General features: G+C 55.6%; 26 protein-coding genes. 8 read left to right on the plus strand and 18 right to left on the minus strand.

The features are described from left to right. Positions 1-36 precede the first annotated feature (36 nt). Positions 37-657 carry an FKBP-type peptidyl-prolyl cis-trans isomerase gene (fklB, locus tag ACOTXD_RS10235; protein WP_008502892.1) on the minus strand — a complete coding sequence of 207 codons (621 nt, stop codon included), beginning with the start codon at positions 655-657 and terminating at the stop codon, positions 37-39. A gap of 231 nt (positions 658-888) precedes the next feature. Here fklB and ACOTXD_RS10240 point away from each other — a divergent pair, with 231 nt between their 5' ends. Further along, positions 889-1,527, plus strand: coding sequence for an OapA family protein (locus ACOTXD_RS10240; protein ID WP_045330822.1), 639 nt, complete (start codon positions 889-891; stop codon positions 1,525-1,527). Positions 1,528-1,573: 46 nt separating this feature from the next. Here ACOTXD_RS10240 and ACOTXD_RS10245 read toward each other — a convergent pair whose 3' ends face one another. The 5 genes from ACOTXD_RS10245 to rpsF all read right to left on the minus strand — a co-directional run bounded on the left by ACOTXD_RS10245 (position 1,574) and on the right by rpsF (position 4,095). Further along, positions 1,574-2,503, minus strand: coding sequence for a DMT family transporter (locus ACOTXD_RS10245; protein ID WP_061856189.1), 930 nt, complete (start codon positions 2,501-2,503; stop codon positions 1,574-1,576). A gap of 152 nt (positions 2,504-2,655) precedes the next feature. Further along, positions 2,656-3,105, minus strand: coding sequence for a 50S ribosomal protein L9 (gene rplI, locus ACOTXD_RS10250; RefSeq protein WP_003856039.1), 450 nt, complete (start codon positions 3,103-3,105; stop codon positions 2,656-2,658). 41 nt (positions 3,106-3,146) lie between these two features. Further along, positions 3,147-3,374, minus strand: a complete 228-nt coding sequence (gene rpsR / locus ACOTXD_RS10255) for a 30S ribosomal protein S18 (protein WP_000135199.1) — start codon at positions 3,372-3,374, stop codon at positions 3,147-3,149. A 4-nt stretch (positions 3,375-3,378) separates the two neighbouring features. Continuing rightward, on the minus strand, positions 3,379-3,693 hold the full coding sequence (gene priB, locus ACOTXD_RS10260) for a primosomal replication protein N (RefSeq protein ID WP_003856035.1): 315 nt from the start codon (positions 3,691-3,693) through the stop codon (positions 3,379-3,381). 6 nt (positions 3,694-3,699) lie between these two features. After that, positions 3,700-4,095 carry a 30S ribosomal protein S6 gene (gene rpsF / locus ACOTXD_RS10265; RefSeq protein ID WP_003856034.1) on the minus strand — a complete coding sequence of 132 codons (396 nt, stop codon included), beginning with the start codon at positions 4,093-4,095 and terminating at the stop codon, positions 3,700-3,702. 340 nt (positions 4,096-4,435) lie between these two features. Between rpsF and yjfY the strand changes: the two genes are divergently transcribed. Then, positions 4,436-4,711, plus strand: a complete 276-nt coding sequence (gene yjfY, locus ACOTXD_RS10270; protein ID WP_017383944.1) for a DUF1471 family protein YjfY — start codon at positions 4,436-4,438, stop codon at positions 4,709-4,711. A gap of 134 nt (positions 4,712-4,845) precedes the next feature. On the opposite strand, the gene ACOTXD_RS10275 is transcribed toward yjfY, so the two are convergent. Genes ACOTXD_RS10275 through ulaA form a run of 6 tightly spaced genes read right to left on the minus strand, consistent with a single transcriptional unit; the run spans position 4,846 to position 9,253 of the window. After that, entirely contained in the window at positions 4,846-5,532 is a 687-nt protein-coding gene (locus ACOTXD_RS10275; RefSeq protein ID WP_003856029.1) for an L-ribulose-5-phosphate 4-epimerase, read from the minus strand. Then, complete coding sequence (locus ACOTXD_RS10280; RefSeq protein WP_061856188.1) at positions 5,525-6,385, minus strand: L-ribulose-5-phosphate 3-epimerase; 861 nt, start codon at positions 6,383-6,385, stop codon at positions 5,525-5,527. Before ACOTXD_RS10280 ends, ACOTXD_RS10275 begins: the two co-directional genes overlap by 8 nt. 9 nt (positions 6,386-6,394) lie before the next feature. After that, a complete protein-coding gene (ulaD, locus tag ACOTXD_RS10285) occupies positions 6,395-7,045 on the minus strand; it encodes a 3-keto-L-gulonate-6-phosphate decarboxylase UlaD (protein WP_003856025.1) in 651 nt (216 codons plus the stop codon). A gap of 12 nt (positions 7,046-7,057) precedes the next feature. Next, positions 7,058-7,525 carry a PTS ascorbate transporter subunit IIA gene (gene ulaC / locus ACOTXD_RS10290; protein WP_003856024.1) on the minus strand — a complete coding sequence of 156 codons (468 nt, stop codon included), beginning with the start codon at positions 7,523-7,525 and terminating at the stop codon, positions 7,058-7,060. 9 nt (positions 7,526-7,534) lie between these two features. Beyond that, on the minus strand, positions 7,535-7,840 hold the full coding sequence (gene ulaB / locus ACOTXD_RS10295; RefSeq protein ID WP_003856022.1) for a PTS ascorbate transporter subunit IIB: 306 nt from the start codon (positions 7,838-7,840) through the stop codon (positions 7,535-7,537). Between the two features lie 12 nt (positions 7,841-7,852). Continuing rightward, entirely contained in the window at positions 7,853-9,253 is a 1,401-nt protein-coding gene (gene ulaA / locus ACOTXD_RS10300; protein ID WP_003856019.1) for a PTS ascorbate transporter subunit IIC, read from the minus strand. A 359-nt stretch (positions 9,254-9,612) separates the two neighbouring features. On the opposite strand from ulaA, the gene ulaG reads away from it, so the two are divergent. Together ulaG and ulaR are read left to right on the plus strand one after the other, a co-directional pair. Continuing rightward, a complete protein-coding gene (ulaG, locus tag ACOTXD_RS10305; protein WP_006810379.1) occupies positions 9,613-10,677 on the plus strand; it encodes an L-ascorbate 6-phosphate lactonase in 1,065 nt (354 codons plus the stop codon). A 110-nt stretch (positions 10,678-10,787) separates the two neighbouring features. After that, positions 10,788-11,543, plus strand: a complete 756-nt coding sequence (gene ulaR / locus ACOTXD_RS10310; RefSeq protein WP_003856014.1) for an HTH-type transcriptional regulator UlaR — start codon at positions 10,788-10,790, stop codon at positions 11,541-11,543. On the opposite strand, the gene yjfP is transcribed toward ulaR, so the two are convergent. Further along, positions 11,540-12,262: an esterase gene (yjfP, locus tag ACOTXD_RS10315; RefSeq protein ID WP_023315265.1), complete on the minus strand. Its 723-nt coding sequence runs from the start codon at positions 12,260-12,262 to the stop codon at positions 11,540-11,542. The genes ulaR and yjfP overlap by 4 nt on opposite strands. 137 nt (positions 12,263-12,399) lie before the next feature. On the opposite strand from yjfP, the gene bsmA reads away from it, so the two are divergent. From bsmA to ACOTXD_RS10330, 3 genes are all read left to right on the plus strand, one after another. Then, entirely contained in the window at positions 12,400-12,729 is a 330-nt protein-coding gene (gene bsmA / locus ACOTXD_RS10320) for a biofilm peroxide resistance protein BsmA (protein ID WP_003856011.1), read from the plus strand. Between the two features lie 148 nt (positions 12,730-12,877). Then, positions 12,878-13,153 carry a DUF1471 family protease activator YjfN gene (yjfN, locus tag ACOTXD_RS10325; protein WP_003856009.1) on the plus strand — a complete coding sequence of 92 codons (276 nt, stop codon included), beginning with the start codon at positions 12,878-12,880 and terminating at the stop codon, positions 13,151-13,153. A 170-nt stretch (positions 13,154-13,323) separates the two neighbouring features. Beyond that, positions 13,324-15,255: a methyl-accepting chemotaxis protein gene (locus tag ACOTXD_RS10330; protein ID WP_003856007.1), complete on the plus strand. Its 1,932-nt coding sequence runs from the start codon at positions 13,324-13,326 to the stop codon at positions 15,253-15,255. Here the strand turns inward: ACOTXD_RS10330 and ACOTXD_RS10335 are convergent. After that, entirely contained in the window at positions 15,252-16,874 is a 1,623-nt protein-coding gene (locus tag ACOTXD_RS10335; RefSeq protein ID WP_061856186.1) for an isovaleryl-CoA dehydrogenase, read from the minus strand. The genes ACOTXD_RS10330 and ACOTXD_RS10335 overlap by 4 nt on opposite strands. Positions 16,875-17,069: 195 nt before the next feature. Here ACOTXD_RS10335 and ACOTXD_RS10340 point away from each other — a divergent pair, with 195 nt between their 5' ends. After that, complete coding sequence (locus ACOTXD_RS10340; protein ID WP_023315262.1) at positions 17,070-18,344, plus strand: MFS transporter; 1,275 nt, start codon at positions 17,070-17,072, stop codon at positions 18,342-18,344. A 91-nt stretch (positions 18,345-18,435) separates the two neighbouring features. On the opposite strand, the gene rlmB is transcribed toward ACOTXD_RS10340, so the two are convergent. The 4 genes from rlmB to ACOTXD_RS10360 form a co-directional block, all read right to left on the minus strand. Next, positions 18,436-19,167 (minus strand): 23S rRNA (guanosine(2251)-2'-O)-methyltransferase RlmB, encoded by a 732-nt coding sequence (gene rlmB, locus ACOTXD_RS10345; RefSeq protein WP_003856001.1) that lies wholly within the window; start codon positions 19,165-19,167, stop codon positions 18,436-18,438. 63 nt (positions 19,168-19,230) lie between these two features. Further along, the gene (rnr, locus tag ACOTXD_RS10350) at positions 19,231-21,672 is read right to left on the minus strand and encodes a ribonuclease R (protein WP_126501087.1); all 2,442 of its coding nucleotides are present in this window, start codon (positions 21,670-21,672) and stop codon (positions 19,231-19,233) included. A gap of 38 nt (positions 21,673-21,710) precedes the next feature. Beyond that, on the minus strand, positions 21,711-22,136 hold the full coding sequence (gene nsrR, locus ACOTXD_RS10355) for a nitric oxide-sensing transcriptional repressor NsrR (protein ID WP_003855998.1): 426 nt from the start codon (positions 22,134-22,136) through the stop codon (positions 21,711-21,713). Between the two features lie 192 nt (positions 22,137-22,328). After that, positions 22,329-23,627: an adenylosuccinate synthase gene (locus tag ACOTXD_RS10360; RefSeq protein WP_032628076.1), complete on the minus strand. Its 1,299-nt coding sequence runs from the start codon at positions 23,625-23,627 to the stop codon at positions 22,329-22,331. Between the last annotated feature and the right edge of the window lie 26 nt (positions 23,628-23,653).

The raw sequence follows: 23,653 nt of genomic DNA on the forward strand, positions 1-23,653 counted from the left end.
CTCCCCGATCGGAGAGAGGAAAATAAGAAAAACCGATTACAGGATTTCCAGCAGCTCGACTTCAAACACCAGGGTGCTGAATGGCGGAATGGACGCGCCAGCGCCACGCTCGCCGTAAGCCAGGTTGTGCGGGATAGTCAGTTCCCATTTGGAACCTACTGGCATCAGGGTCAGGGCTTCGATCCAGCCTGCGATAACGCCGTTGACCGGGAACTCAGCCGGTTCGCCACGCGCGACGGAGCTGTCGAAGACGGTACCGTCGATCAGCTTACCGGTGTAGTGTACGCGAACGTGATCGGTACGCGCCGGGATTGCGCCATCACCCTGATTGATTACGCGGAACTGCAAGCCGGACTCGGTGCTGTTCACGCCTTCACGCTCACGGTTCTCTTCCAGATATTTCACGCCTTCTGCCGCCATCTCTTCGAAACGCGCGCGACGCACGGCGTCAGCACGTTCGTGGATTTCACGCAGCGCACGGTGCACAACGTCAACCGGCACAGCGGGCTGCTTGCCTTCCAGCGCGTCAGCGATACCCGCCACCAGCGCTTCCGGTAACAGACCTTCCAGGCCGGATTCGCTCAGCTGCTGTCCTACCTGCAAGCCGATGCCGTAGCTTGCCTGCGCTTCGATAGTGTCAAAAGTCGGGGTGGTCATGGGTTTTCCTTCCATCACATTTAAAGTAGCGGGCAGCATATCAGCCATGCCCTTATGGGTAAAACTTTGTCTTAAGTAAAGGTGACAAACTGCGACGAAACGGAAACAATAGTAGCCGTCAGGATTTTCCCTAATATATGTCACGAAAGCTGGCTTTGTTACGCCCATCAGGCAGTTAGCAAACTACACTTCTCAGGACAGGATAAAAAGACGCGGAGCAGGAGGAGAGCCATGCCCGGGCGATTTGAACTGAAACCTACCCTGGCGAAAATCTGGCATGCGCCGGATAACTTTCGCATCATGGACCCGCTGCCGCCTTTGCATCGCAGAGGCATTATCATCGGCGCGTTGCTGATCGTCATCGGCTTCCTGCTTCCTTCCGGCAGTGACAACGTTGATACCGCGCCGGTCAGCCGGAATGCTGAGCTGGATATCCAGTCGCAAAGCCAGCCGCAGCCTGGTTCACAGCCGATGCAGACGCAGCTGGTCACACCGTCTAACGATCCGGGCCAGGTTGCGCCGGTTGAACCTGAACCTGTTCAGGAAGATCAGGAGCAGGCCGCCGCCCCTTCAGAGCCACAGGCGCAACAGCCCACCGGCATTGAGCAGCAGTGGCGTTCGTATCGCGTAGAGCCTGGGAAAACTCTTGCCCAGCTGTTCCGCGACCACAATTTGCCAGCAACGGATGTGTATGCCATGGCGCAAGTCGAGGGGGCAGGCAAGCCGCTCAGCAACCTGCAAAATGGTCAGATGGTGCAGATCCGTCAGAACGCCAGCGGCGTGGTGACCGGGTTAACGATCGATACCGGAAACGGGCAGCAGGTACTGTTTACCCGCCAGCCGGACGGCAGTTTCATCAGAGCACGTTAATGGCCCAGGCCGGGTAAGGCGATGCCGCCACCCGGCACTTTTGTTCTCAGGCACGCCGTTTATTCACCCACCAGATCCCCGAGCAGACCAGCACCAGCGCAATCGCGTATTTGATGTCCAGAATGTTTTCGCCGAGGAAGATGGCGGAGAGCACCGTCCCTGCTACAGGTATGACAAAGTTGAACGGGGCAATCATACTCACGCGGTTTACTTTCAGCAGCGCGCTCCACAGGGCGAACGCCACGGATGAGAGCAGCGTCAGATACCCCAGCACGGCGACGGCTTTCATGCTGTGCACCTCCAGCGTCCCGCCCGTGGCATAGCCTCCCGCAACCAGTGCCGCCCCGCCTATCCCCAGCTGCCATCCCGTCATCACCGTCGGGTCAACGGTCTGGGAAATGCGTTTCCCGTAAAGCGTGGCCGCAGAGAGAATAAAGGCGGCCAGCACCACAAATCCGTCACCTTTCCACACAAACTGGAACTCACTTAACCCGCTGAGGAAGTTCACCAGCATCACCCCGGCAAAGCCCAGAACACACCCCAGCGTTTTGTTATAGCTGAGTTTGTCGTTGTGGTAGATAAAGTGCGCCAGCAGCACGCTGAAGAAGGTCCCGGTGGCATTCATGATGGAGCCGTTCACCCCGGTCGTGTAGGCCAGGCCGATATAAAAGAAGGTGTACTGGAGGGAGGTCTGGGTCAGTCCGAGGATCGTGAGCTGGCCAAACTGCGTGGGCGTGAGCCTGCCAATCGGTTTTCGCTGGGCCAGGGCAAAAAGCAGCAGCAACGCGCCGGCAAACAGAAAACGGTATCCGGCAAAGACGACTTTGGAGGGGATATCATCGGTCGCGATCTGAAAGAGTTCGTAGCCACTTTTAATGGCCGGGTACGAGCTTCCCCAAAGCAGACAGCAGAGCGTGGCGCAGGCATAGGCCACATTTCGACGGGCAAAGACGGGCGTGGGCAGAGCAGTATCCATGACAAATCTCATAAATAAAATTGCGTTTCAATTTATTATCAGAGAATGCGTCAGGAATAGCGACCTTACAAGAGCAAAAGATGACGCAGGGTCACGCTAAAAAGCAAAACGCCGGCACAAGGCCGGCGCTTCGACGCGAGCAGAGTAAAAAATTACTCAGCTACTACGTTAACAACCAGTTTAGCGAACACTTCGCTGTGAACCTGGAAGTCAACTTCGTGCTCACCAGTGGTACGCAGAACGCCGTTCGGCAGACGAACTTCGCTCTTAGCCACTTTAACGCCTGCCGCAGTAACTGCATCAGCGATATCGCGGGTACCGATGGAACCGAACAGTTTACCTTCGTCGCCAGCTTTGGACGCGATGGTAACGGTGCCCAGTGCGTTGATTGCTTCAGCGCGAGCGTTAGCAGCCGCCAGAACGTCAGCCAGTTTGGCTTCCAGTTCAGCACGACGTGCTTCGAAAAACTCTACGTTTTTCTTAGTAGCTGGAACAGCTTTACCCTGTGGAACCAGGAAGTTACGAGCGTAACCCGCTTTAACGTTTACCTGATCACCCAGGCTGCCCAGGTTTGCTACTTTATCAAGCAGAATAACTTGCATTACCTTATCCTCTTAAAGTCGTATTAATGGACCGTGCCCGATTACTGATGACGATCAGTGTACGGCAGCAGAGACAGGTAGCGAGCGCGTTTGATAGCGCGAGCCAGCTGACGCTGATATTTTGCACGAGTACCGGTGATACGGCTTGGGACAATCTTACCGCTTTCGGTGATGTAGTTTTTCAGCGTTGCGATATCTTTATAGTCGATCTCTTGAACGCCTTCCGCGGTGAAACGGCAGAACTTGCGACGACGGAAATAACGTGCCATATGGCTAGTCTCCAGAATCTATCAAATCAATCTGCTCGGCATGCAGAACCATTTTGCTCAGGCCGTTCTTTGCCTTGTGGCAAGAAATGAACCCCTGAACGATTACTGCGCTACCGACCGTTAAACTGTGAGTAATGGCCTGGTTTTCGTGTCCGCTAATAATTACGGGCATTTGGCACCACGCCTGCCGGTGAAACCCGGCTTCCTCTTGCACAGAACGATGCTCAAGCACGAACTGGCAATGCGGAATTCCTGATGGGCTGACCTTTCGAAGGGGGGTCCTGCACACGGTGCCGGACAACACCAGACGGTTGGTCATCAGAAATTACTCTTCAGAATCCCCAGCATCAGAATCATCTGCGGTTTCGTTTGCGAAATCATCGCGACGCTCACGGCGCTCGTCTTTCGCTTTAACCATCGGAGATGCTTCGGTCACTGCGTGTTTGGTACGCATAACCATGCTGCGGATAACGGCATCGTTGAAGCGGAAGGTAGTTTCCAGCTCATCGATCACTTCCTGCGGAGCTTCAACGTTCATCAGAACGTAGTGTGCTTTGTGCAGTTTGTTGATCGGGTAAGCCAGCTGACGGCGGCCCCAGTCTTCCAGACGGTGGATCGTGCCTTCTGCACCAGTGATGGCAGCAGAGTAACGCTCGATCATGCCCGGAACCTGTTCGCTCTGGTCAGGGTGGACCATAAAAACGATTTCGTAATGACGCATCGAATTGCTCCTTACGGATTATTCAGCCTCCTGTCTGGGTCAGCCGAGGCCCGGGGAGGCAAGGAACGTGTTAAAGGTCGGCTGAAAAATTGACGCGTCATAATACTTGCGCCCCCCAGGAAACTCAAGCTGATTGCACAAATAATTCGCACAAAGGGTAAAGCTGTTCTAAGTGGGTGATTTAAAATCGCACTCATCAGAAGCGCTGTTTTTTTGAACAACATCATCAGAAATGGTCACCCATCCCAACCCGGGTAGCGATTACACTTTAATCAGAAACCCTGAACAGAGAAGGAGAGCATTCCCCCGTATCACAGCACGCAGTCGTGGAGCGCATATCATGAAAAGAATCGCAATCGCCATTTTGGCTGCGCTTTTGCTCAGTGCAAACGCGATGGCAGCCATCAGAATAGACAGCCAACAGGCCAGAAACATGGATGATGTGCAGAGCTTAGGCGTTATTTACATCAATCATAACTTCGCCACTGAAAGTGAAGCAGATCAGGCGCTTAATGAAGAAACCGATGCGCAGGGCGCAAAATACTATCACGTCATGCTGACACGTGAGCCCGGCAGCAACGGTAATATGCACGCCAGTGCAGATATTTACCAGTAACGCTTTATCGCTAGCACCAGGAAAGCAAAAGAAAATCAAAGCCATATATAATTTGCCCCCTGCCCGGGGGCTTTTTTATGAATGGCTCCGGAATACCACCGGTTACAACTGTTTCGGTATTCCAGAGCACTTATTCACTTCTGCCCGTAATAAGCATTCGGGCCGTGCTTACGCATGAAATGCTTGTTCATCAGATAATCATCAATGCCCTGAAGCTGTGGGTTAATGCCGCGCGCAATCCACGCCATTCTGGCCACCTCTTCCATCACCACCGCGTTATGCACGGCGTCATGCGCATCTTTACCCCAGGAGAATGGACCATGCTGGTACACCACAATACCCGGCGTATGCAGTGGTTCCGTCTCACCCAGCGTTTCGATAATGACCCTGCCGGTGTTAAGTTCGTACTCGCCTTCGACCTCAGTCTGCGTTAACGCCCGCGTGCAGGGAATATCACCGAAGAAGTAGTCCGCGTGCGTTGTACCCAAAGCAGGGATCGCCAGCCCGGCCTGTGCCCAGGCGGTGGCGTGCGTGGAATGGGTATGTACAATCCCCCCCAAGGACGGGTAACGCTGGTACAGCGCCAGATGGGTTGCCGTATCAGAAGAAGGACGCCATTTGCCTTCAACGACCAGTCCTTCCAGGTCAACCACCACCATATCGTCCGCTTTCATGGCGTCATAGGCCACGCCGCTCGGCTTAATCACCACCAGCCCCTGCTCGCGATCGATGGCGCTTACGTTGCCCCACGTAAACGTCACCAGTCCATAGCGCGGGAGATCCATATTGGCTTCAAAGACCTGCTGTTTCAGCTTAAGCATGTTCCGCCTCCATCAGTCCTGCCCGCGCCATGCGCTCGCACACCCAGTCCCGGGCTTTCGCCACTTCTGCCGCCGGATCGTCCGCGGTTTCGCTCCACATCTCAATCAGGTAAGGCCCGCAATAACCTGTCTGTTTGAGCGTCTGGAAGCACCGTTCGAAATCCACCACCCCGGTGCCGAACGGTACGTTTTTAAACACGCCGGGACGGGTATCTTTAACGTGCACCGCCACGATATGCCCGATGCCCGCCTGAAGCTCCATCTGTACGTCGTTATCCCATGCCGACAGGTTGCCGATATCCGGATAAAGCTGGAACCACGGGTTATTCAGATAGTGCGCGTAGCCCAGCGCCTTGCTGATGGAGTTTATCAACGGATAATCCATGATCTCCATCGCCAGCGTCACCTGCGCACGGCTTGCCATCTCAACGCTCTCTTTCAGGCCGTCACGGAAACGACGGCGCGTTTCATCATTGGCTTCCTGATAGTAAACATCATAACCCGCCAGTTGGATCACGCGGATGCCGACATCCTGTGCGAAGCGAATAGCTTTACGCATGATCTCCAGCCCTTCGGCGCGTACGGCATCATCTTCGCTGCCAAGCGGAAAACGACGATGAGCGCTCAGGCACATGGATGGCACGCGCACGCCGGTTTCGGCAATGGCGCTCACCAGCGCCAGACGCTGGTCGCGGCTCCAGTCCAGGCGAGCAAGACGCTCGTCCGTCTCATCCACCGACATTTCGACAAAATCGAAACCCAGCTGCTTCGCCAGCTGTAACCGCTCCAGCCAGCACTCCCCCGCAGGGAGTGCCTTTTCATAGATGCCAAGCGGGACCTGTTTTGACAACATACCCGCTCCTTAACCCCAAAGCTGAGCGATTGAGCGTTTAAACTGACGCGCAGCTTCCACCGGAGATTCCGCATCGCGAATGCTACGACCGGCAATAAAGACGTGAATTGGAATCCCCTTGAACAGCGGCAGATCTTCCAGCGCCAGGCCACCGGTTACGGTCACTTTGAAGCCCATATCGGCCAGACGTTTGATCGCGCTGATATCGGCTTCACCCCACGCCACGCCTGCGGCCTGCGCATCACGGCTGCGGTGATAAACCACCTGCTGGATACCTGCTTCGCGCCACTCCTGCGCCTGCTCCCAGGTCCAGAAACCGGTCAGTTCAATCTGCACGTCGCCATTGAACTCCTTCGCCACGTCCAGCGCGCCTTTCGCAGTGTTGATATCCGCACAGCAGATCACGGTGACCCAGTCGGCGTTGGCTTCAAAGCACATGCGAGAAAGAATTTTGCCCGCATCGGCGATTTTGGCATCCGCCAGCACGATTTTATGCGGATAGAGCGCCTTCAGGTCACGAACCGCACGAACGCCTTCGCCCACGCACAGAATGGTGCCGACTTCGATGATGTCCACTTCTTCCGCAATCAGACGGGTGGTTTCGTAAGCGTGAGACAGAGTCTGGTTATCCAGCGCGACCTGCAACATTGGTAATGACATTTTAAATTCCTCTTAAACGGCCGCCGCAGTGGCGTTATCAATTAAATCCAGCACGTCCTGCGCGGTACGGCAGGCGCGTAAACGGTCAAAATTAGCTTCATCATCAAACAGATTGACGATCTGCATGATGCCCACCTCCTGGTGGGTATTGGCATCGACAGCCGCCATAGTGATAAGGATGTCGACCGGGTCGTTATCTTCGTGGTTAAACACCAGCGGCGTTTTCAACGTCACCAGCGCGAAGCCGGTTTTCTTGACGCCCTCTTCCGGGCGGCCATGCGGCATCGCCAGGCCTGGCGCAATCACAAAGTAAGGGCCATGCTGCGCCACGCCATCCAGAATCGCCTGGTAGTAACGCGGCTCGACAACGTCAGCCTTAACCAGCAGATCCACGCTCAGCTTCACCGCTTCCTGCCAGGTGCTGGCTTCGGCCTGTAAAAGGATGGAGTTATTCTCTGCCAGCGAATCACGTAGTTTCATGTGGCATCCTTACTTCACGTCTTGTGGGAAGTGTTCTTTGATCACTTCCAGCAGCTTTGGTCCGAAATCCGCAGGCGACAGCATGTTGCGTACGCCTACCACGTATTTGTTGCCCGACACGCTAATCTCGCCGGCAATGTGCGTTGAGGCGATGATGATGTCCGCGCCGTTCAGTTCACTTTTGTATTCACCCACTGCGCAGCTGTTCACCGTGTGGTCAATGTTTGACTGGGTTAAAAACTGGTCCACTTTCATTTTCATGATCATGGAGCTACCTTGCCCATTGCCACACACAGCCAGGATACGTACGGTCATAATCGAAACTCCTTAATGAGCAGACACTTCTGCTGTTTGTTTTTCCGCATCTTCTTCAGCCCGCAGCGAACGGCCAGCGAAGAACATATAAGCCAGGGCAATCAGGATGATGACGGCCATAAAGACCAGCCCGACGGACGCAAAGCCCTGCATCATCGGCGGCGCCAGAATTGACCAGTCCGCCATGCCCATCCAGGCGCTCATGCCGGTGAGCTTGACCGCCCACACGCACCCGAAGATTTCAACCATGCCCATCACCAGGCAGATCTTGAGCGCTGCGCGCCATCCGCCGAAGTGGTTAGCAAACACGCCGATAGTGGCGTTGGAAAAGAACATCGGGATAAAGCCAGGAATAATCAGGATTGAGGAGCCACAGCCCACCAGAATGCCGACCGCAATCAGCTGGCCGATGGTGCCCCACATAAAGCCCCAGACAACGGCGTTTGGCGCAAAGCTATAGATAGCCGCACAGTCAATCGCCAGCACCGCGCCAGGGATCAGGCGCTGGGAGATGCCATTAAACGCTTCCGACAGTTCGGCGACGAACATACGCACGCCCTGGGTGATGATGAAAATGGCCACGGCGAAGGAGAAACCGGTTTGAAGGATATAGACCGTCCAGTGGGTTTTACCCGCCATCGCCTGCACCACGTCAATGCCAAAGGAGAGCAGGATGGCGCCGAAGAAGATGGTCATCACAATTGCCGTGGAGACGATGTTGTCGTGGAAGATATTCAGCCAGCCAGGCAATTTGAGATCTTCAACACTCTCCTCTTTTTTGCCCAGGTACGGCGCGACTTTGTAAGCAATCCAGGAGGCGAACTGCTGCTGGTGACCGATGGAGAAACCGCAGCCGTCCGTAACGTCCTGCGTTGGCTTATACATCATGTTGGAGGTGATGCCCCAGTAAAGTGAGACCAGCACTGCCGTGCAGATGACCGTGGTCCACATTGGGTAGCCGAAGATATAGAGAGAAACGGCAATCAGACCCGCCTGCTGGAACATGATGTGCCCGGTGAGCATGATGGTGCGAATACCGGTGATACGGCGCAGGAGCACGTAAATGATGTTCAGCGCCAGCGCGAGCAGTACCGCATACCCAACCCAGCTGTATGCATCTCCCATGCGATCGATGGTGGCCATCATGGACGCGTAAGTGTCAGAGATGGCGCCGTTAATGCCGTACACCTCTGACATTTTGGCAACAACCGGCTTAAACGTGCTGGTCAGAATGCCAGACCCCGCCTGCAACAGCATAAAACCAATGATGGTTTTGATGGTGCCTTTGATAATCACGCTGACGCTTTTGCGCAGCAGGATGTACCCCAGGCACGTCACGATACCCAGCAACAGCGGGGCGTTGGTCATTACCTGATTAAAGAAAACGGTAAAGACGTTGTAGAGGATCTCCATAACTCTCTCCAGAAAATGAGAACACGAGGGGCAATCCCTGTGTGGTTGGTGTCATCACTCTATTAATCACAAATAATCATCACAAGATTGCATTTGATTATTTGTGACGGATCACGCAATTTATTTCCATGGCGTTAGTAATGATTTTCACTACCAAACCAATCCAATAAATAAATTCTTAATTTTCAGTATCTTAATCATTTATAGCGGTTATCTTATCAACGTCATGATGTTTTTTCTGTGATGTGGCGAGGGGAATTTTCCGTAAATAAGCCATTGCAAATCGGTTTAAACAGTGCCAGCATTAATCACAACAAGTCACAGTATGATTACTTTTGATTAAAACCAGGAGTCAAACGATGAGTAAAGTGAAAACCATCACCCGTGAATCATGGATTCTGAGTACCTTTCCGGAGTGGGGTAGCTGGCTGAACGAAGAGATCGAGCAGGAACAGGTTGCTCCTGGCACATTTGCGATGTGGTGGCTGGGCTGCACCGGGATCTGGCTGAAATCAGAAGGCGGCGCCAACATTTGTGTTGATTTCTGGTGCGGCACCGGCAAACAGAGCCACGGCAATCCACTGATGAAAAAAGGCCACCAGATGCAGCGTATGGCCGGCGTTGAAAAGCTCCAGCCGAACCTGCGCACCACGCCTTTTGTGCTTGATCCTTTTGCCATTCGCCAGATCGACGCCGTTCTCTCTACCCACGATCACAACGATCATATCGACGTGAACGTGGCGGCAGCGGTAATGCAAAACTGCGCGGACGACGTACCGTTTATCGGGCCGCAGACCTGCGTGGATTTGTGGATTGGCTGGGGCGTGCCAAAAGAGCGCTGCATCGTGATGAAGCCGGGCGACGTGGTGAAAATCAAAGACATTGAGATTCACGCGCTGGATGCCTTTGACCGCACCGCGCTGATCACCCTGCCTGCCGATCAGAAAGCCGCAGGCGTACTGCCAGACGGGATGGACGAGCGCGCAGTGAACTATCTGTTCAAAACGCCTGGCGGTTCCCTGTATCACAGCGGTGACTCCCACTACTCCAACTACTACGCGAAGCACGGTAACGAGCACCAGATTGACGTGGCGCTTGGCTCTTACGGTGAAAACCCGCGCGGGATCACCGACAAAATGACCAGCGCGGATATGCTGCGTATGGCCGAAGCGCTGAACACCAAAGTGGTGATCCCGTTCCACCATGATATCTGGTCAAACTTCCAGGCCGATCCGCAAGAGATCCGCGTCCTGTGGGAGATGAAAAAAGACCGCCTCAAGTATGGCTTCAAGCCGTTCATCTGGCAGGTTGGCGGCAAGTTCACCTGGCCGCTGGATAAAGACAATCTTGAGTATCACTACCCGCGTGGTTTCGATGATTGCTTTACGATTGAACCCGATCTGCCGTTCAAGTCCTTCCTCTGATACCGAGGCCCAATCGCCAGACCCTGCGTCTGGCGATGTCATTTTTATTTTAGTAATTTCACGCTATTTCAAATATCATCTTTTCAAATCAATTCTTATCGGAATAGCTCATGACGGAAGCGCAACGGCATCAAATTTTACTGGAACTCCTGGCGCAAACAGGGTTTATCACCGTCGAGAAAGTGATCGAACGTTTAGGGATCTCCCCCGCTACCGCGCGACGGGATATCAACAAGCTGGATGAGAGCGGCAAGCTGAAAAAAGTCCGCAATGGCGCAGAGGCCATCAGCCAGCAGCGTCCACGCTGGACGCCGATGAACATCCACCAGGCGCAGAATCACGATGAAAAGGTGCGGATTGCCAGAGCGGCGTCACAGCTGGTGAATCCCGGGGAGAGCGTGGTGATCAACTGCGGTTCGACGGCGTTTCTGCTGGGCCGTGAAATGTGCGGCAAGCCGGTGCAAATCATTACCAACTATCTGCCGCTGGCCAATTATCTCATTGACCAGGAACATGAAAGCGTGGTGATCATGGGCGGCCAGTATAACAAGAGCCAGTCCATCACCCTGAGCCCGCAGGACAGTGAAAACAGCCTCTACGCCGGGCACTGGATGTTTACCAGCGGCAAAGGCCTGACGGCGGATGGACTGTATAAAACCGATATGCTCACCGCAATGGCAGAGCAGAACATGCTTAACGTGGTGGGCAAGCTGGTGGTGCTGGTCGACAGCAGCAAGGTCGGTGAACGCGCCGGCATGCTTTTCAGCCGCGCCGAGCAAATCAGCATGGTGATCACCGGCAAAAACGCCAACCCCGAGATCCTCAGCAAGCTGGAGGATCAGGGTGTCACGGTGCTGCGCGTTTAAAGGTGCTGGCGGAAGAATTCCACGGTTGCTTCCAGCGCGGCCGGGGTAATACGGTGCCGGACACCCGCTCCCCACAGGCAGGTCAGATTGCTGTCCAGCCCTTCGCGCTGTAGCGCCTGTTGCAGGCGGAACGTTTCACCGGGCGGTACGACGTCGTCGGCATCCCCATGCCACAGCAGCAGCGGACGATCGGCCAGCTGCGAAAGCGCATGGCTGACGTCCCATTCAGACAACAGGGTCTCAATCTCCTGAGGGGCCTGCGGCGGGAATAGCGTCTTTGCCAGCGACGTAAAGTAGCCCGATCCCATCAGGCAAGCCACGGACGTCACCTCCGGATGCCTGGCCATGATCCCCAACGCCGTCATTCCACCCATTGATGCGCCTGCGACCGCCAGCCGTTTCCCCTCCACCAGCCCGGCCTGCAAGAGCGCGTCACGCAGCCCGGCGAACTCGGTCAGATTGCCGTGCAGCGTTTGCCAGAACAGCCCCAGCCGCGCCTGCTCATCGCCCGTAAAGCGTGCCCCATGATTCGGCGCATCAGGCATGACCACCCGGAAACCGGCCTGCGCCAGCGCGACGGCAAAATAGCTGTAGACCAGCTTCGAGGAGAGAAAGCCATGATAGAAAACTACCGTCGGCAGCGGCTGTTCACCTTTACCAGCCGGAAAAGCATGGATGATTTCATGCTCACTCAGCTGGCGAGTTTCAATTTCAATCATTGTCGATCCTGTGCTGATGAATGATTCATAATGTTGAGAGCTGGATTACGGTTTCACGATATTTTCATTCGAAATCTACGTCCCAGATAACACTTCGGGAACATTCCCCCAAAACTAAATTCGCAGACAACTACACTATGGCTATCAGGAAAAGAGACAGGTTTATGCGCAGGCTTACCGCTTTATTGCTGGTCTCGCTGCTCAGCGGATGTTCCGTATTGCAGGGTACGCCAGAACCGGCGCCGCCGGTTACCGATCATCCTCAGGAAATTCGTCGTAATCAGACGGAAGGATTACAACGCCTGGGTACCGTATCCGCGATGGTTCGTGGTTCCCCGGATGATGCAGAAGACGCAATTGAAGCGCAGGCCGTTGCCGCAAAAGCAGATTATTACGTCATCACGATGATTGATGAAACCATTATTACGGGACAGTGGTACGCCCAGGGCATTTTGTACCGTAAGTAAGCATCATCATTTGAACGACTTTTACACTGCTTTGCGTCCGTAGACATTTTCCTGTCCACAATAAACTCCATGCCAGCAACAATGGAAATGAGTTTATTCGCGAAGGATTGCCCGGCGGATACCGGAGACACGTGAAAAGGAGCTGACGATGAAACGAACCCTTGCTTTAACGACGCTATTGCTTTCAGCGGGCCTGCTGAGCACCACGGCGCAGTCGGCCGAATTTGCCAGCGCGGATTGCGTCACGGGCCTGAACGAGATTGGTCAGATCTCCGTCAATAATATCACGGGGAGTCCGCAAGACGTTGAACGTGTCGTCGCTCTGAAGGCCGATGAACAGGGCGCATCCTGGTATCGCATCGTCCAGATGCAGGAAGATCACCATGTTAATCACTGGCGCGTGCAGGCCATTCTTTATGCCTAATCCCTTGCGATAAAAGCCACTTAATTTTAGTGGCTTTTCACTTTTGCAAATTTTTTATCTCCCCAAAAACCTAACGAAAACAAAAATGTAACATTAAGTTACATTAAAAAGGTAAACGTTATCTCTGCTCTGCCGTTGAACAGCCATCACTTTTCAATAATGAGCAATTTATGATCACCTTTTTCCGCCGGGCAGGTCTGGGCACGAAGCTATCGCTGCTAACAGGTGCCAGTGTCGCCACGCTTTTTTTGCTGTTCACTTTTCTGTTGAGCCACAACGCCAGCCAGCAGCTTGAAGATCTTGCGGTTGAAGACCTGCATAACCAGTCTACCGGCATGGTGGATATGGTAGAGATGTTCAACACCAGCCTGAGCGAAGAGGTCGAGAGCTATACCCGCCTGTTCACCACCTTTTTGCCACAGCCATTGAACAGCGACAGCAGCCAGAGCCGGACCATTAACGGCCTTACCGTTCCTCTGCTGAAGGGCGGTGAAACGGAGTTGCATGAAAACAATACGCTTTCTGATGACTTCCTGAGCCGAACGGGGGCCATCTCGACGCTGTTTGTCCGCAGCGGTAACGATTTTATCCGCGTGGCCACGTCGCTGCGCAAAGAGAATGGCGACCGCGCCATCGGAACCGTTCTTGATACCACCAGCCCGGCATTTGCGGCTGTCACCAAAGGGGAGGTCTATCGCGGCCTCGCGCTGCTGTTCGGCAAGCGCTATATCACGCAGTACCAGCCTGTTAAAAATGCGGAAGGCCAGGTTATCGGGATTATCTTTGTTGGCGTCGACATCACCCATTCCTGGAACGTCATGCGCGAGAAAATCCTTAACCGTCGTCTGGGCAAGAGCGGTCACTTCTTTGTACTGGATCGCAGCAGCGGTAAAACGCGCGGACAGTATCTGTTCCATGCCAGCGAAGAGGGCAAACTGCCCAACTGGGACACGGCGACACAGCAGCAGCTTCTGAGTGATAAAGCCGGCACGCTGGAACGCGTGAGCGCGGATGGCCGTACGCTCAAAGTCGCCTACACGCCGCTGCCGGGCTGGAACTGGACCATCGTGGGTGAAGTGGATAAAGCCGTACTGCTTTCAAGCGTCACCACGCTGCGCGATCGCTTCCTGATGGCGGGCGTGGTGCTATCCGCGCTCTTCGCGGGCCTGTTCGTTATCCTCATTCGCCGGATGCTAACCCGCCCACTGCGCGCAGTGATCGCGCTTGCCCGGCAGTATGCCGCAGGCGATCTTCGCGCCAGCCTGCCGGTAACCCGCCAGGATGAAGTCGGCCAGCTGATTGATGCCATCAACGGGATCGGGGGCGGCCTGCAAAAAATTGTGTTGCAGGTCCGCGAGGCCGCAAGCGAAATCCATCTGGGGACTAACGCGCTGGCTTCAGATACCGGCGAGATCTCTGAACAAATCAACAAACAGGCCAGCAGCGTTGAGGAGACCTCCGCCAGCATGGAGCAATTAGCCGCCACCGTGCAGCAAAATGCCGCCAACATGGAGCAAACTCAGCAGCTGGTGGGGGAAACCTCGCGCGCGGTGCATCAGGGTGGAGAGACGGTGACCCACGCAGTTTCCACCATGGATGATATTCGTGATGCATCGAAACGCATTGAAGACATCACCCGCGTGATTGAGTCCATCGCTTTCCAGACCAATATCCTGGCGCTCAATGCGGCGGTTGAAGCGGCGCGGGCGGGCGAGCACGGGAAAGGTTTCGCAGTGGTGGCGCAAGAGGTGCGCGCCCTGGCCGCACGCAGCGCCAACGCGGTAAAAGAGATTGAGCAGCTGATTGGCGACACGCTGAACAAGGTGAGCGAAGGCCATGCGCTTTCTGAGCAGACGCGTCTGGCGATGGATGCCATCATTGTTCATATCGATAACATCAGCCAGCTTGTTACCGAGATCAACCACGCCTCCCGCGAGCAGTCTGCGGGGATTGGTCAGGTGAATCTGGCGATGACGCACATCGGTGAGGCATCGCACATCAATGCCGATCGTATCTCACGCAGCGAGCAGACGGCGCAGACGCTGCGCGAGAAGGGTTCACATCTCACCCGGCTGGTGAGCCTGTTCCAGCTTAAAGCTTAACCGACCCGGCCCGTGGCGCGCAGCAGCAGGTCGTTTTGCACCTGTTCGCTCATCAGCGTGCCGCCCCGGGTATCCAGCATCATGCGGCACCACGCCTGCGCCACGGGCGGCGTTGCGTGCCGCAGCATCTGGCTTCCGGCCCCGAGTAAAAAGAGCTGCCGCGCGATCTCCCTGCCCTGCGCTTCCTGCGGTTTACGCAGCTTCTGCTGTAGCTGCCGCCAGCTGCGATCGAAGTGCCTGTCCTGGCCTTTTACCTGCGCGAAATCATCGGCGAGCAGGTCGACAATGCCCGACTGCTTCGCCAGTACGCGCAGTACATCCAGGCACATTATATTGCCAGAGCCTTCCCAGATGCTGTTGACGGGCATTTCACGGTACAACCGCGGAAGCTCACTCTCTTCGCAATAGCCTGCGCCGCCCAGCACCTCCATTGCCTCTGCCACAAACGGTATGCCCGCTTTGCAGACGCTGTATTTTGCCGCCGGAGTGAATAGCCGCGCCCATGCGGCTTCCTGCGGGTCGGTGCGGTTATCCCACGCCCGGGCGAGTCGGAACAGCAGTGCCGTGTGTCCCTCCAGCACCAGCGCCATACGGCTTAGCACGTCGCGCATTAACGGCTGGTCGATAAGATTTTTGCCGAAGGTCTGCCGCTGATGGGCATGATAAAGCGCCACTGAGAGCGCACGGCGCATCAGTCCGTGGCTGCCAAGCGCACAGTCAAAGCGCGTCAGCCCGCCCATCTTCAGAATTTGCCGGACACCTTCACCCTCTTCGCCCAGCAGCCAGCCGTAAGCATCAAGGAACTCAGCCTCACTGCTGGCATTTGAACGGTTACCGAGCTTGTCCTTCAGACGCTCAAGGCGCACGGCATTGCGTTGCCCGTCGGGTAAGAAACGCGGGACAAAAAAGCAGGACAACCCGCCCTTCGCCTGCGCGAGCACCAGATGCGCATCGCTCTGCGGCACGGAGAAAAACCATTTGTGCCCCACCAGCCGGTAACTGCCATCACTGCATTTCTCTGCTTTGGTGGTATTACTGAGTACGTCCGAACCGCCCTGCTTTTCCGTCATCCCCATGCCGATCAGCAGGCCGCGCTTTTGCGCCCCCGGTGCGAGATGGGGATCGTAGCGATCGCTCATCAGCGGCGTTAACCAGTCGTGAAACGGTTTGGGTAGCGACTGTAGCAACAGCGGCGTGGCCGCAAAGGTCATGGTCACCGGGCATAGCGTTCCCGCCTCCACCTGAGCATGCAGCACAAAACGCGCGGCCCTGGCGACGAACGATCCTTTCCGCGCCTCCTCCTCCCACGCCAGGTTGTGCACCCGGTTGGCGCAAAGCCCCTGCATCAGAAGATGCCATGCCGGATGAAAGCGGACGTCGTCCAGCCGCTCTCCCGTGGCGTCATAACGCAGCAGCTCCGGCGGATTAACGTTCGCCAGCCTGCCCAGCTCCAGCGACTCCGCCGTACCCAACTGCTGTCCGATGCTGGCAAGAAGATCCACATCCCACTCAGCCCCTTCGCGCGCTACCGCATCGCGCAGGGCGCAATCAGAGAGAAAAAGGTTGCTGTTCGATAGCGGTGCAGGTTGATTAAAAACGGTATGAGTCTGCCAGTGCATGCTGTCTCCCTCCTTTCATTGGCAATAAAGGTAAGTATGGACAGAGGGCATGCACGCTGCATGGGAGGGGGGTCACACGATGACAATCGTGTTGATATCATTCGTGAAATAGCTCACAGAACATAAGAATAAACTATTTCATTACTTCACTAATGCTGAATAATTTATTCTTACCCTGTTTTTGTGAGGATCGTTATGCAACAGGATGCGCACAAGCGTGCATTAATTGCAGGCTCCATCGGTAATTTCATCGAGTGGTATGAATTTGCGGTCTACGGTTTTCTGGCAACGGTGATTGCCAGAAACTTCTTCCAGCTTGAGGGGGAAGCGGAGCTCACCAGCCTGATCCTTACCTGGGCCTCGTTCGCCATCGCTTTCTTCTTCCGTCCGCTGGGTGCGGTGGTCTTTGGCCGCATTGGCGACAGGATTGGCCGCAAACCGACGCTGATTATCGTGCTGGTATTGATGACGCTTGCCACCGCTGCCATCGGTATTGTGCCGGTCTACGCCAGTATCGGGATTGCCGCGCCGCTGATCGTTACACTCCTGCGTATTCTGCAAGGACTGTTCGCGGGCGGTGAGTATGGCGGTGCGGTCTCATTGATGACGGAGTTCGCCCCGCGCGGCAAGCGCGGTCTTTACGGGGCATGGCAGTCCTTCACCGTGGCGCTCGGGCTGTTAGCGGGCGCAGGCATTGTCGCGTTGCTCTCTGCCCTGCTCTCCCCTGAAGCCTTGCACGACTGGGGCTGGCGCATTCCGTTCTTCCTGGCGTTGCCGATGGGTGCGGTCGCGCTATGGCTGCGGGTGAGCATGGAAGAGACGCCGAGCTTTGTGCAGCAACGGGAAAAACCGGTTGTTACTCAGGCCACCACCGCCGCCACGTTCAAAACCATCCTGATGGGCATTGGCCGCGTGATGGTCTGGTCTGCGGCGGGCTATACCTATCTGGTGATTATGCCGACCTATCTGCAATCTGCGCTGCACACCGGTTTTAACCAGGCGCTGCTGATTGCGGTGATTTCTAACATTGGATTTGCGCTCACGATCATTCCGTCGGGCATGCTTAGCGACAGGATCGGGCGGCGGACGGTGATGATTATCTCCACCGTGCTCCTGCTGATCCTCGCCCTGCCGCTGCTGAAAATTTTGCAGGCGGAAACCAGTACGCTGGCGGTCAAAGCGATTGTGGTGCTGATTGCGGGAGGTCTGGTTGGGATGCTGGCAGGGCCGGGGCCGGCAATGCTGTCTGAGATGTTCCCGACGCGCGTGCGTTATACCGGGCTGGGGCTGGCCTATTCTCTGTCGAATGCGATCTTCTCGGGCTGCGCGGGGCTGATCATTACCGGGCTGATTAAAGAGACGGGCAATCTGGATATTCCGGCGTACTACGTGATGGCAACGGCGGTGGTGAGTATTTTCGCGCTGATGACGCTGAGGAAGGATGACCATTTACGGTCGTTAGAGGAGTGAGATTGTTGCCCGGTGGCGCTGCGCTTAGCGGGCCTACGTTACCATGCTTTTGTAGGCCGGGTGAGGCGAAGCCGCCACCCGGCACAACAGGCTACCCGCGCTGACGCACCGCTTCGAACAGGCAGATACCCGTCGCAACAGAAACGTTCAGGGACGACACGCTGCCTGCCATCGGGATGCTGATCAGCTCGTCGCAGTGCTCGCGCGTCAGACGACGCATGCCTTCACCTTCTGCCCCCATCACCAGCGCCATGCGGCCGGTCATTTTGCTCTGATACAGGGTGTGATCCGCTTCACCGGCTGTGCCGACGATCCAGATATTCTCTTCCTGCAACAGACGCATGGTGCGCGCCAGGTTAGTCACGCGGATCAGCGGAACGTTTTCCGCCGCGCCGCAGGCAACTTTTTTAGCGGTAGCGTTAAGCTGCGCGGAACGATCTCTTGGCACAATCACCGCATGCACGCCTGCTGCATCGGCGCTACGCAGGCACGCGCCCAGGTTATGCGGGTCGGTTACGCCATCAAGGATCAGGAAGAACGGGTTATCCAGCTCAGCGATCAGATCCGGCAGATCGTTCTCCTGATACTGACGGCCTGGCTTCACGCGCGCGATAATGCCCTGGTGTACAGCTCCTTCGCTTTTCTCATCCAGATACTGGCGGTTCGCCAGTTGGATCACTACGCCCTGCGCTTCCAGCGCGTGGATCAGCGGCATCAGACGTTTATCTTCTCGCCCTTTCAGAATAAAAACTTCCTGAAAACGCTCCGGCGCGCGCTCCAGCAGGGCCTGCACCGCGTGGATGCCGTAAATCATTTCACTCATTGATGGTTCTCGTAATAAATATTTTCCCTCTCCCGTTGGGGAGAGGGTCAGGGTGAGGGGAAATTACTCCGCCTGCTGTTTCTTCGCCGCGCGCTTCGCTTTGGTCGCGGCCGCTATTTTTTGGGTCTTGGTCGACGGTTTTTTCGCTTTACGAGCGTCTTTTTTTTCCGCCTTGGGCTTCTGTTTCTTCTCGCCACGGAAAGCGCTGTCTGGCTCAAAGTTTACTCTTTTACCTGCCTGACGTCGCTTGCCGCCCGCTTTACCGTTGCCACCTTTTTTCGCTTTCTCACGCTCGGTTTTCCCGACGTTACGCGGAGCACGCTCGCTGGAGATGAGGCTGAAGTCGATTTTACGGTCGTCCATATTCACGGCTTCAACCTTCACTTCCACCCGATCTCCCAGACGGTAGGTCTGGCCGCCGGATTCGCCGATCAGACGTTGTCCGACCTGGTCGAAGCGGTAGTAATCGTTATCGAGGCTGGAAACGTGCACCAGACCGTCGATAAACAGCTCATCCAGACGCACGAAGAAGCCAAAGCCGGTGACGCTGGCAATCACGCCTTTAAAGATATTACCCACCTGATCCAGCATAAAGTCACACTTCAGCCAGTCCGCCACGTCGCGCGTTGCTTCATCCGCACGACGCTCGGTCATGGAACAGTGCTGGCCCAGTTGCAGCATCTCCTCCATGGAGTAGTGATACCCTCCGGTTTCGGTCGTATTGCCTTTATGACCCTGCTCGTGCGCCAGCAGATACTTGATCGCACGGTGCAGGGACAGATCCGGATAACGGCGGATCGGCGAAGTGAAGTGCGCGTACGACTGTAAAGCCAGACCAAAGTGGCCCCGGTTTTCCGGATCGTAAATCGCCTGCTTCATGGAGCGCAGCAGCATGGTTTGCAGCATTTCCGCGTCAGGACGATCGCTGATGGATTCCAGCAGCTCGGCGTAATCGCGTGGCTCAGGCTTATTACCGCCAGGCAGCTCCAGACCGAGTTCAGCCAGCACGGAGCGGAACGAGGTTACGGCTTCCGTGGTTGGCTTGTCGTGAATACGGAACAGCGCAGGCTCTTTGGCTTTCTCAACGAAACGTGCCGCCGAGATGTTTGCCAGGATCATACACTCTTCAATCAGCTTGTGCGCATCGTTACGCTGGGTCTGCTCGATACGCTCGATACGACGCTCAGCGTTAAAGATAAACTTCGCCTCTTCACTCTCAAACGAGATCCCACCGCGCTCTTCGCGCGCCTGATCCAGCGTTTTGTAGAGGTTGTGCAGCTCTTCGATGTGTTTGACCAGCGGCGCGTACTGTTCGCGCAGATCCTGATCGCCCTGCAACATATGCCAGACCTTGGTATAGGTCAGGCGCGCATGGGAACTCATCACTGCTTCGTAGAACTTATAGCCCGTCAGACGTCCCTTGCTGGAGATGGTCATTTCGCAGACCATACACAGGCGGTCCACCTGCGGGTTGAGGGAACACAGGCCGTTGGAGAGCACTTCTGGCAGCATCGGTACAACCTGAGACGGGAAGTAGACCGACGTACCGCGGCTGCGCGCTTCGTTATCCAGCGGCGTGTGTGGACGCACGTAGTAGCTCACATCCGCGATAGCCACCCACAGACGCCAGCCACCACCACGTTTTTTCTCACAGTACACGGCATCATCGAAGTCACGGGCGTCTTCACCATCAATGGTGACCAGCGGCAGATCGCGCAGATCCACGCGGCCTGCTTTGGACTCTTCCGGCACTTCTTCACGCAGGTTTTCGATCTGGTCTTCAACCGCTTTCGGCCAGACGTACGGAATTTCATGGGTGCGCAGCGCCATATCAACGGCCATGCCGGTGCCCATGTTATCGCCCAGCACTTCAACGATTTTACCCACCGCTTTGGTACGGCGGGTCGGGCGCTGGGTGAGTTCAACCACCACCACAAAGCCCATGCGTGCGCCCATCACCTCTTCAGGCGGGATGAGAATGTCGAAGCTCAGACGGCTGTCGTCCGGCACCACAAAGCCTACGCCCGCATCGGTAAAGTAACGGCCAACGATCTGGCTGGTTTTCGGCACCAGCACGCGGACCACGCGCGCTTCGCGGCGGCCTTTACGGTCTGCACCCAGCGGCTGCGCCAGGATCTGGTCGCCGTGAATACACATCTTCATCTGTTCAGATGAGAGGTACAGGTCGTCTTTACGGCCTTCCACGCGCAGGAAGCCGAAGCCATCGCGGTGACCAATAACGGTGCCTTTCAGCAGGTCGAGGCGTTCTGGCAGCGCGTAGCACTGGCGACGAGTAAAGACCAGCTGCCCGTCACGCTCCATGGCGCGCAGGCGGCGGCGAAGGGCTTCAATTTGCTCTTCACCTTCAATGTTTAATTCAACGGCAAGTTCTTCACGATTGGCGGGTTTTTCGCGTTTTGTTAAGTGTTCAATGATGAACTCGCGGCTGGGGATAGGATTCGCGTATTTTTCGGCTTCGCGTTCCTGGAAAGGATCTTGTGACATGTCGGTTCCTCCGTTGTCAGCTCCGGTGGAAATTTTCTTCATTCCACCAGCAATAATTTATAAAGCGGTTGATTCTCTTCAACCAAATCGGCCAGCGTGTAGTTATCCAGTTCCTTGAGAAAACTTTGCACGGCCTTTGAAAGCGCCTGTTTCAGGCGGCAAGCGGGCGTAATGTGGCAGAACGCGCTGCTACAGTTCACCAGAGAGAGCGGCTCCAGTTCACGTACCACATCGCCAATACGGATACTCTGTGCCGGTTTACCGAGACGGATCCCTCCATTCTTCCCGCGGACGGCAGCAACGTATCCGGCACGACTAAGTTGATTGATTATTTTGACCATATGATTACGGGACACACCGTACACCTCTGTGACTTCAGAGATGCTGGTCATCTTCCCATCGGGTAACGACGCCATGTAAATCAGCGCGCGTAAGCCGTAATCGGTGAAACTTGTTAACTGCACATCAACCTCAGGAAAAAGGGAAAACGCGGTTAAACCGCAGAGATATTCATTAATGATGATAAACCAGCCAGATAGTTAGCGGCTAATTTATTTGACAGACGGGGCGAAAAAGCGGAGATCCAGGAGCGGTCGCCGGATGGCGCTGCGCTTATCCGGCCTACGGGTTTCCCCGCAGGCCAGCAGTCACGAAGATTATGCGTCGAACGGGTCGCGCAGGATCATCGTTTCAGTACGATCCGGGCCGGTAGAAATAATATCGATCGGCACTTCGGTCAGTTCTTCAATGCGCTTGATGTAGTCCAGCGCGGCTTTTGGCAGGCCACTACGCTCTTTCACACCGAAGGTGGTCTCAGACCAGCCCGGCATGGTTTCGTAGATTGGCTCAATGCCTTCCCAGTCGTCAGCAGCCAGCGGAGTGGTGGTCACTTCGCGGCCATCTGGCATGCGGTAGCCAACGCAGATTTTCACTTCTTTCAGGCCGTCCAGTACGTCCAGCTTGGTCAGGCAGAAGCCAGACAGGGAGTTGATCTGCACTGCGCGACGTACGGCAACGGCGTCCAGCCAGCCGGTACGACGACGACGACCGGTGGTCGCGCCAAACTCGTTACCCTGCTTGCACAGGAACTCGCCGGTTTCATCAAACAGTTCGGTCGGGAATGGACCCGCACCCACGCGAGTGGAGTACGCTTTGATGATGCCCAGAACGTAATCCACATAACGTGGACCCAGGCCAGAGCCGGTCGCCACGCCACCCGCGGTGGTGTTAGAGGACGTAACGTACGGATAGGTACCGTGGTCGATGTCCAGCAGCGTACCCTGCGCACCTTCGAACATGACGAAATCGCCACGCTTGCGCGCCTGGTCCAGCAGATCGGACACATCAACAACCATACCGGTCAGAATGTCTGCAATCGCCATGACGTCATCCAGCACTTTCTGGTAGTCAACAGCGTCAGCTTTGTAGAAGTTCACCAGCTGGAAGTTGTGATATTCCATCACTTCTTTCAGTTTTTCAGCGAAGGTCGCTTTGTCGAAGAGGTCACCGACGCGCAGACCGCGACGAGCCACTTTATCTTCGTATGCCGGGCCGATGCCACGACCGGTAGTGCCGATCGCTTTCGCGCCACGCGCTTTTTCACGCGCCACGTCCAGCGCCACGTGATAGTCCAGGATCAGCGGGCAGGCTTCGGAGAGCAGCAGACGCTCACGAACAGGGATACCACGGTCTTCCAGACCTTTCATCTCTTTCATCAGCGCAGCAGGAGACAGCACAACGCCGTTACCGATGATGCTGGTGACGTTTTCGCGAAGAATGCCTGATGGAATAAGATGGAGGACGGTTTTTTCACCGTTGATTACGAGAGTATGGCCTGCGTTGTGACCGCCCTGGTAGCGTACAACATATTTAGCCCGTTCAGTCAGAAGATCAACAATCTTCCCTTTACCTTCGTCACCCCATTGGGTGCCCAGTACGACGACGTTGTTACCCATTTTTTTCAAAATCACCGTTTGCTTAA

The sequence above is a fragment of the Enterobacter cloacae complex sp. CDL013 genome (genome assembly GCF_049238805.1).
In the GTDB taxonomy this organism is placed as follows: domain Bacteria; phylum Pseudomonadota; class Gammaproteobacteria; order Enterobacterales; family Enterobacteriaceae; genus Enterobacter; species Enterobacter hormaechei_C.

Coding starts and splice junctions, on each gene's coding strand:
- fklB (WP_008502892.1), bottom strand. CDS start 657: ATGACCACCCCGACTTTTGACACTATCGAAGCGCAGGCAAGCTACGGC.
- ACOTXD_RS10240 (WP_045330822.1), top strand. CDS start 889: ATGCCCGGGCGATTTGAACTGAAACCTACCCTGGCGAAAATCTGGCAT.
- ACOTXD_RS10245 (WP_061856189.1), bottom strand. CDS start 2,503: ATGGATACTGCTCTGCCCACGCCCGTCTTTGCCCGTCGAAATGTGGCC.
- rplI (WP_003856039.1), bottom strand. CDS start 3,105: ATGCAAGTTATTCTGCTTGATAAAGTAGCAAACCTGGGCAGCCTGGGT.
- rpsR (WP_000135199.1), bottom strand. CDS start 3,374: ATGGCACGTTATTTCCGTCGTCGCAAGTTCTGCCGTTTCACCGCGGAA.
- priB (WP_003856035.1), bottom strand. CDS start 3,693: ATGACCAACCGTCTGGTGTTGTCCGGCACCGTGTGCAGGACCCCCCTT.
- rpsF (WP_003856034.1), bottom strand. CDS start 4,095: ATGCGTCATTACGAAATCGTTTTTATGGTCCACCCTGACCAGAGCGAA.
- yjfY (WP_017383944.1), top strand. CDS start 4,436: ATGAAAAGAATCGCAATCGCCATTTTGGCTGCGCTTTTGCTCAGTGCA.
- ACOTXD_RS10275 (WP_003856029.1), bottom strand. CDS start 5,532: ATGCTTAAGCTGAAACAGCAGGTCTTTGAAGCCAATATGGATCTCCCG.
- ACOTXD_RS10280 (WP_061856188.1), bottom strand. CDS start 6,385: ATGTTGTCAAAACAGGTCCCGCTTGGCATCTATGAAAAGGCACTCCCT.
- ulaD (WP_003856025.1), bottom strand. CDS start 7,045: ATGTCATTACCAATGTTGCAGGTCGCGCTGGATAACCAGACTCTGTCT.
- ulaC (WP_003856024.1), bottom strand. CDS start 7,525: ATGAAACTACGTGATTCGCTGGCAGAGAATAACTCCATCCTTTTACAG.
- ulaB (WP_003856022.1), bottom strand. CDS start 7,840: ATGACCGTACGTATCCTGGCTGTGTGTGGCAATGGGCAAGGTAGCTCC.
- ulaA (WP_003856019.1), bottom strand. CDS start 9,253: ATGGAGATCCTCTACAACGTCTTTACCGTTTTCTTTAATCAGGTAATG.
- ulaG (WP_006810379.1), top strand. CDS start 9,613: ATGAGTAAAGTGAAAACCATCACCCGTGAATCATGGATTCTGAGTACC.
- ulaR (WP_003856014.1), top strand. CDS start 10,788: ATGACGGAAGCGCAACGGCATCAAATTTTACTGGAACTCCTGGCGCAA.
- yjfP (WP_023315265.1), bottom strand. CDS start 12,262: ATGATTGAAATTGAAACTCGCCAGCTGAGTGAGCATGAAATCATCCAT.
- bsmA (WP_003856011.1), top strand. CDS start 12,400: ATGGCTATCAGGAAAAGAGACAGGTTTATGCGCAGGCTTACCGCTTTA.
- yjfN (WP_003856009.1), top strand. CDS start 12,878: ATGAAACGAACCCTTGCTTTAACGACGCTATTGCTTTCAGCGGGCCTG.
- ACOTXD_RS10330 (WP_003856007.1), top strand. CDS start 13,324: ATGATCACCTTTTTCCGCCGGGCAGGTCTGGGCACGAAGCTATCGCTG.
- ACOTXD_RS10335 (WP_061856186.1), bottom strand. CDS start 16,874: ATGCACTGGCAGACTCATACCGTTTTTAATCAACCTGCACCGCTATCG.
- ACOTXD_RS10340 (WP_023315262.1), top strand. CDS start 17,070: ATGCAACAGGATGCGCACAAGCGTGCATTAATTGCAGGCTCCATCGGT.
- rlmB (WP_003856001.1), bottom strand. CDS start 19,167: ATGAGTGAAATGATTTACGGCATCCACGCGGTGCAGGCCCTGCTGGAG.
- rnr (WP_126501087.1), bottom strand. CDS start 21,672: ATGTCACAAGATCCTTTCCAGGAACGCGAAGCCGAAAAATACGCGAAT.
- ACOTXD_RS10360 (WP_032628076.1), bottom strand. CDS start 23,627: ATGGGTAACAACGTCGTCGTACTGGGCACCCAATGGGGTGACGAAGGT.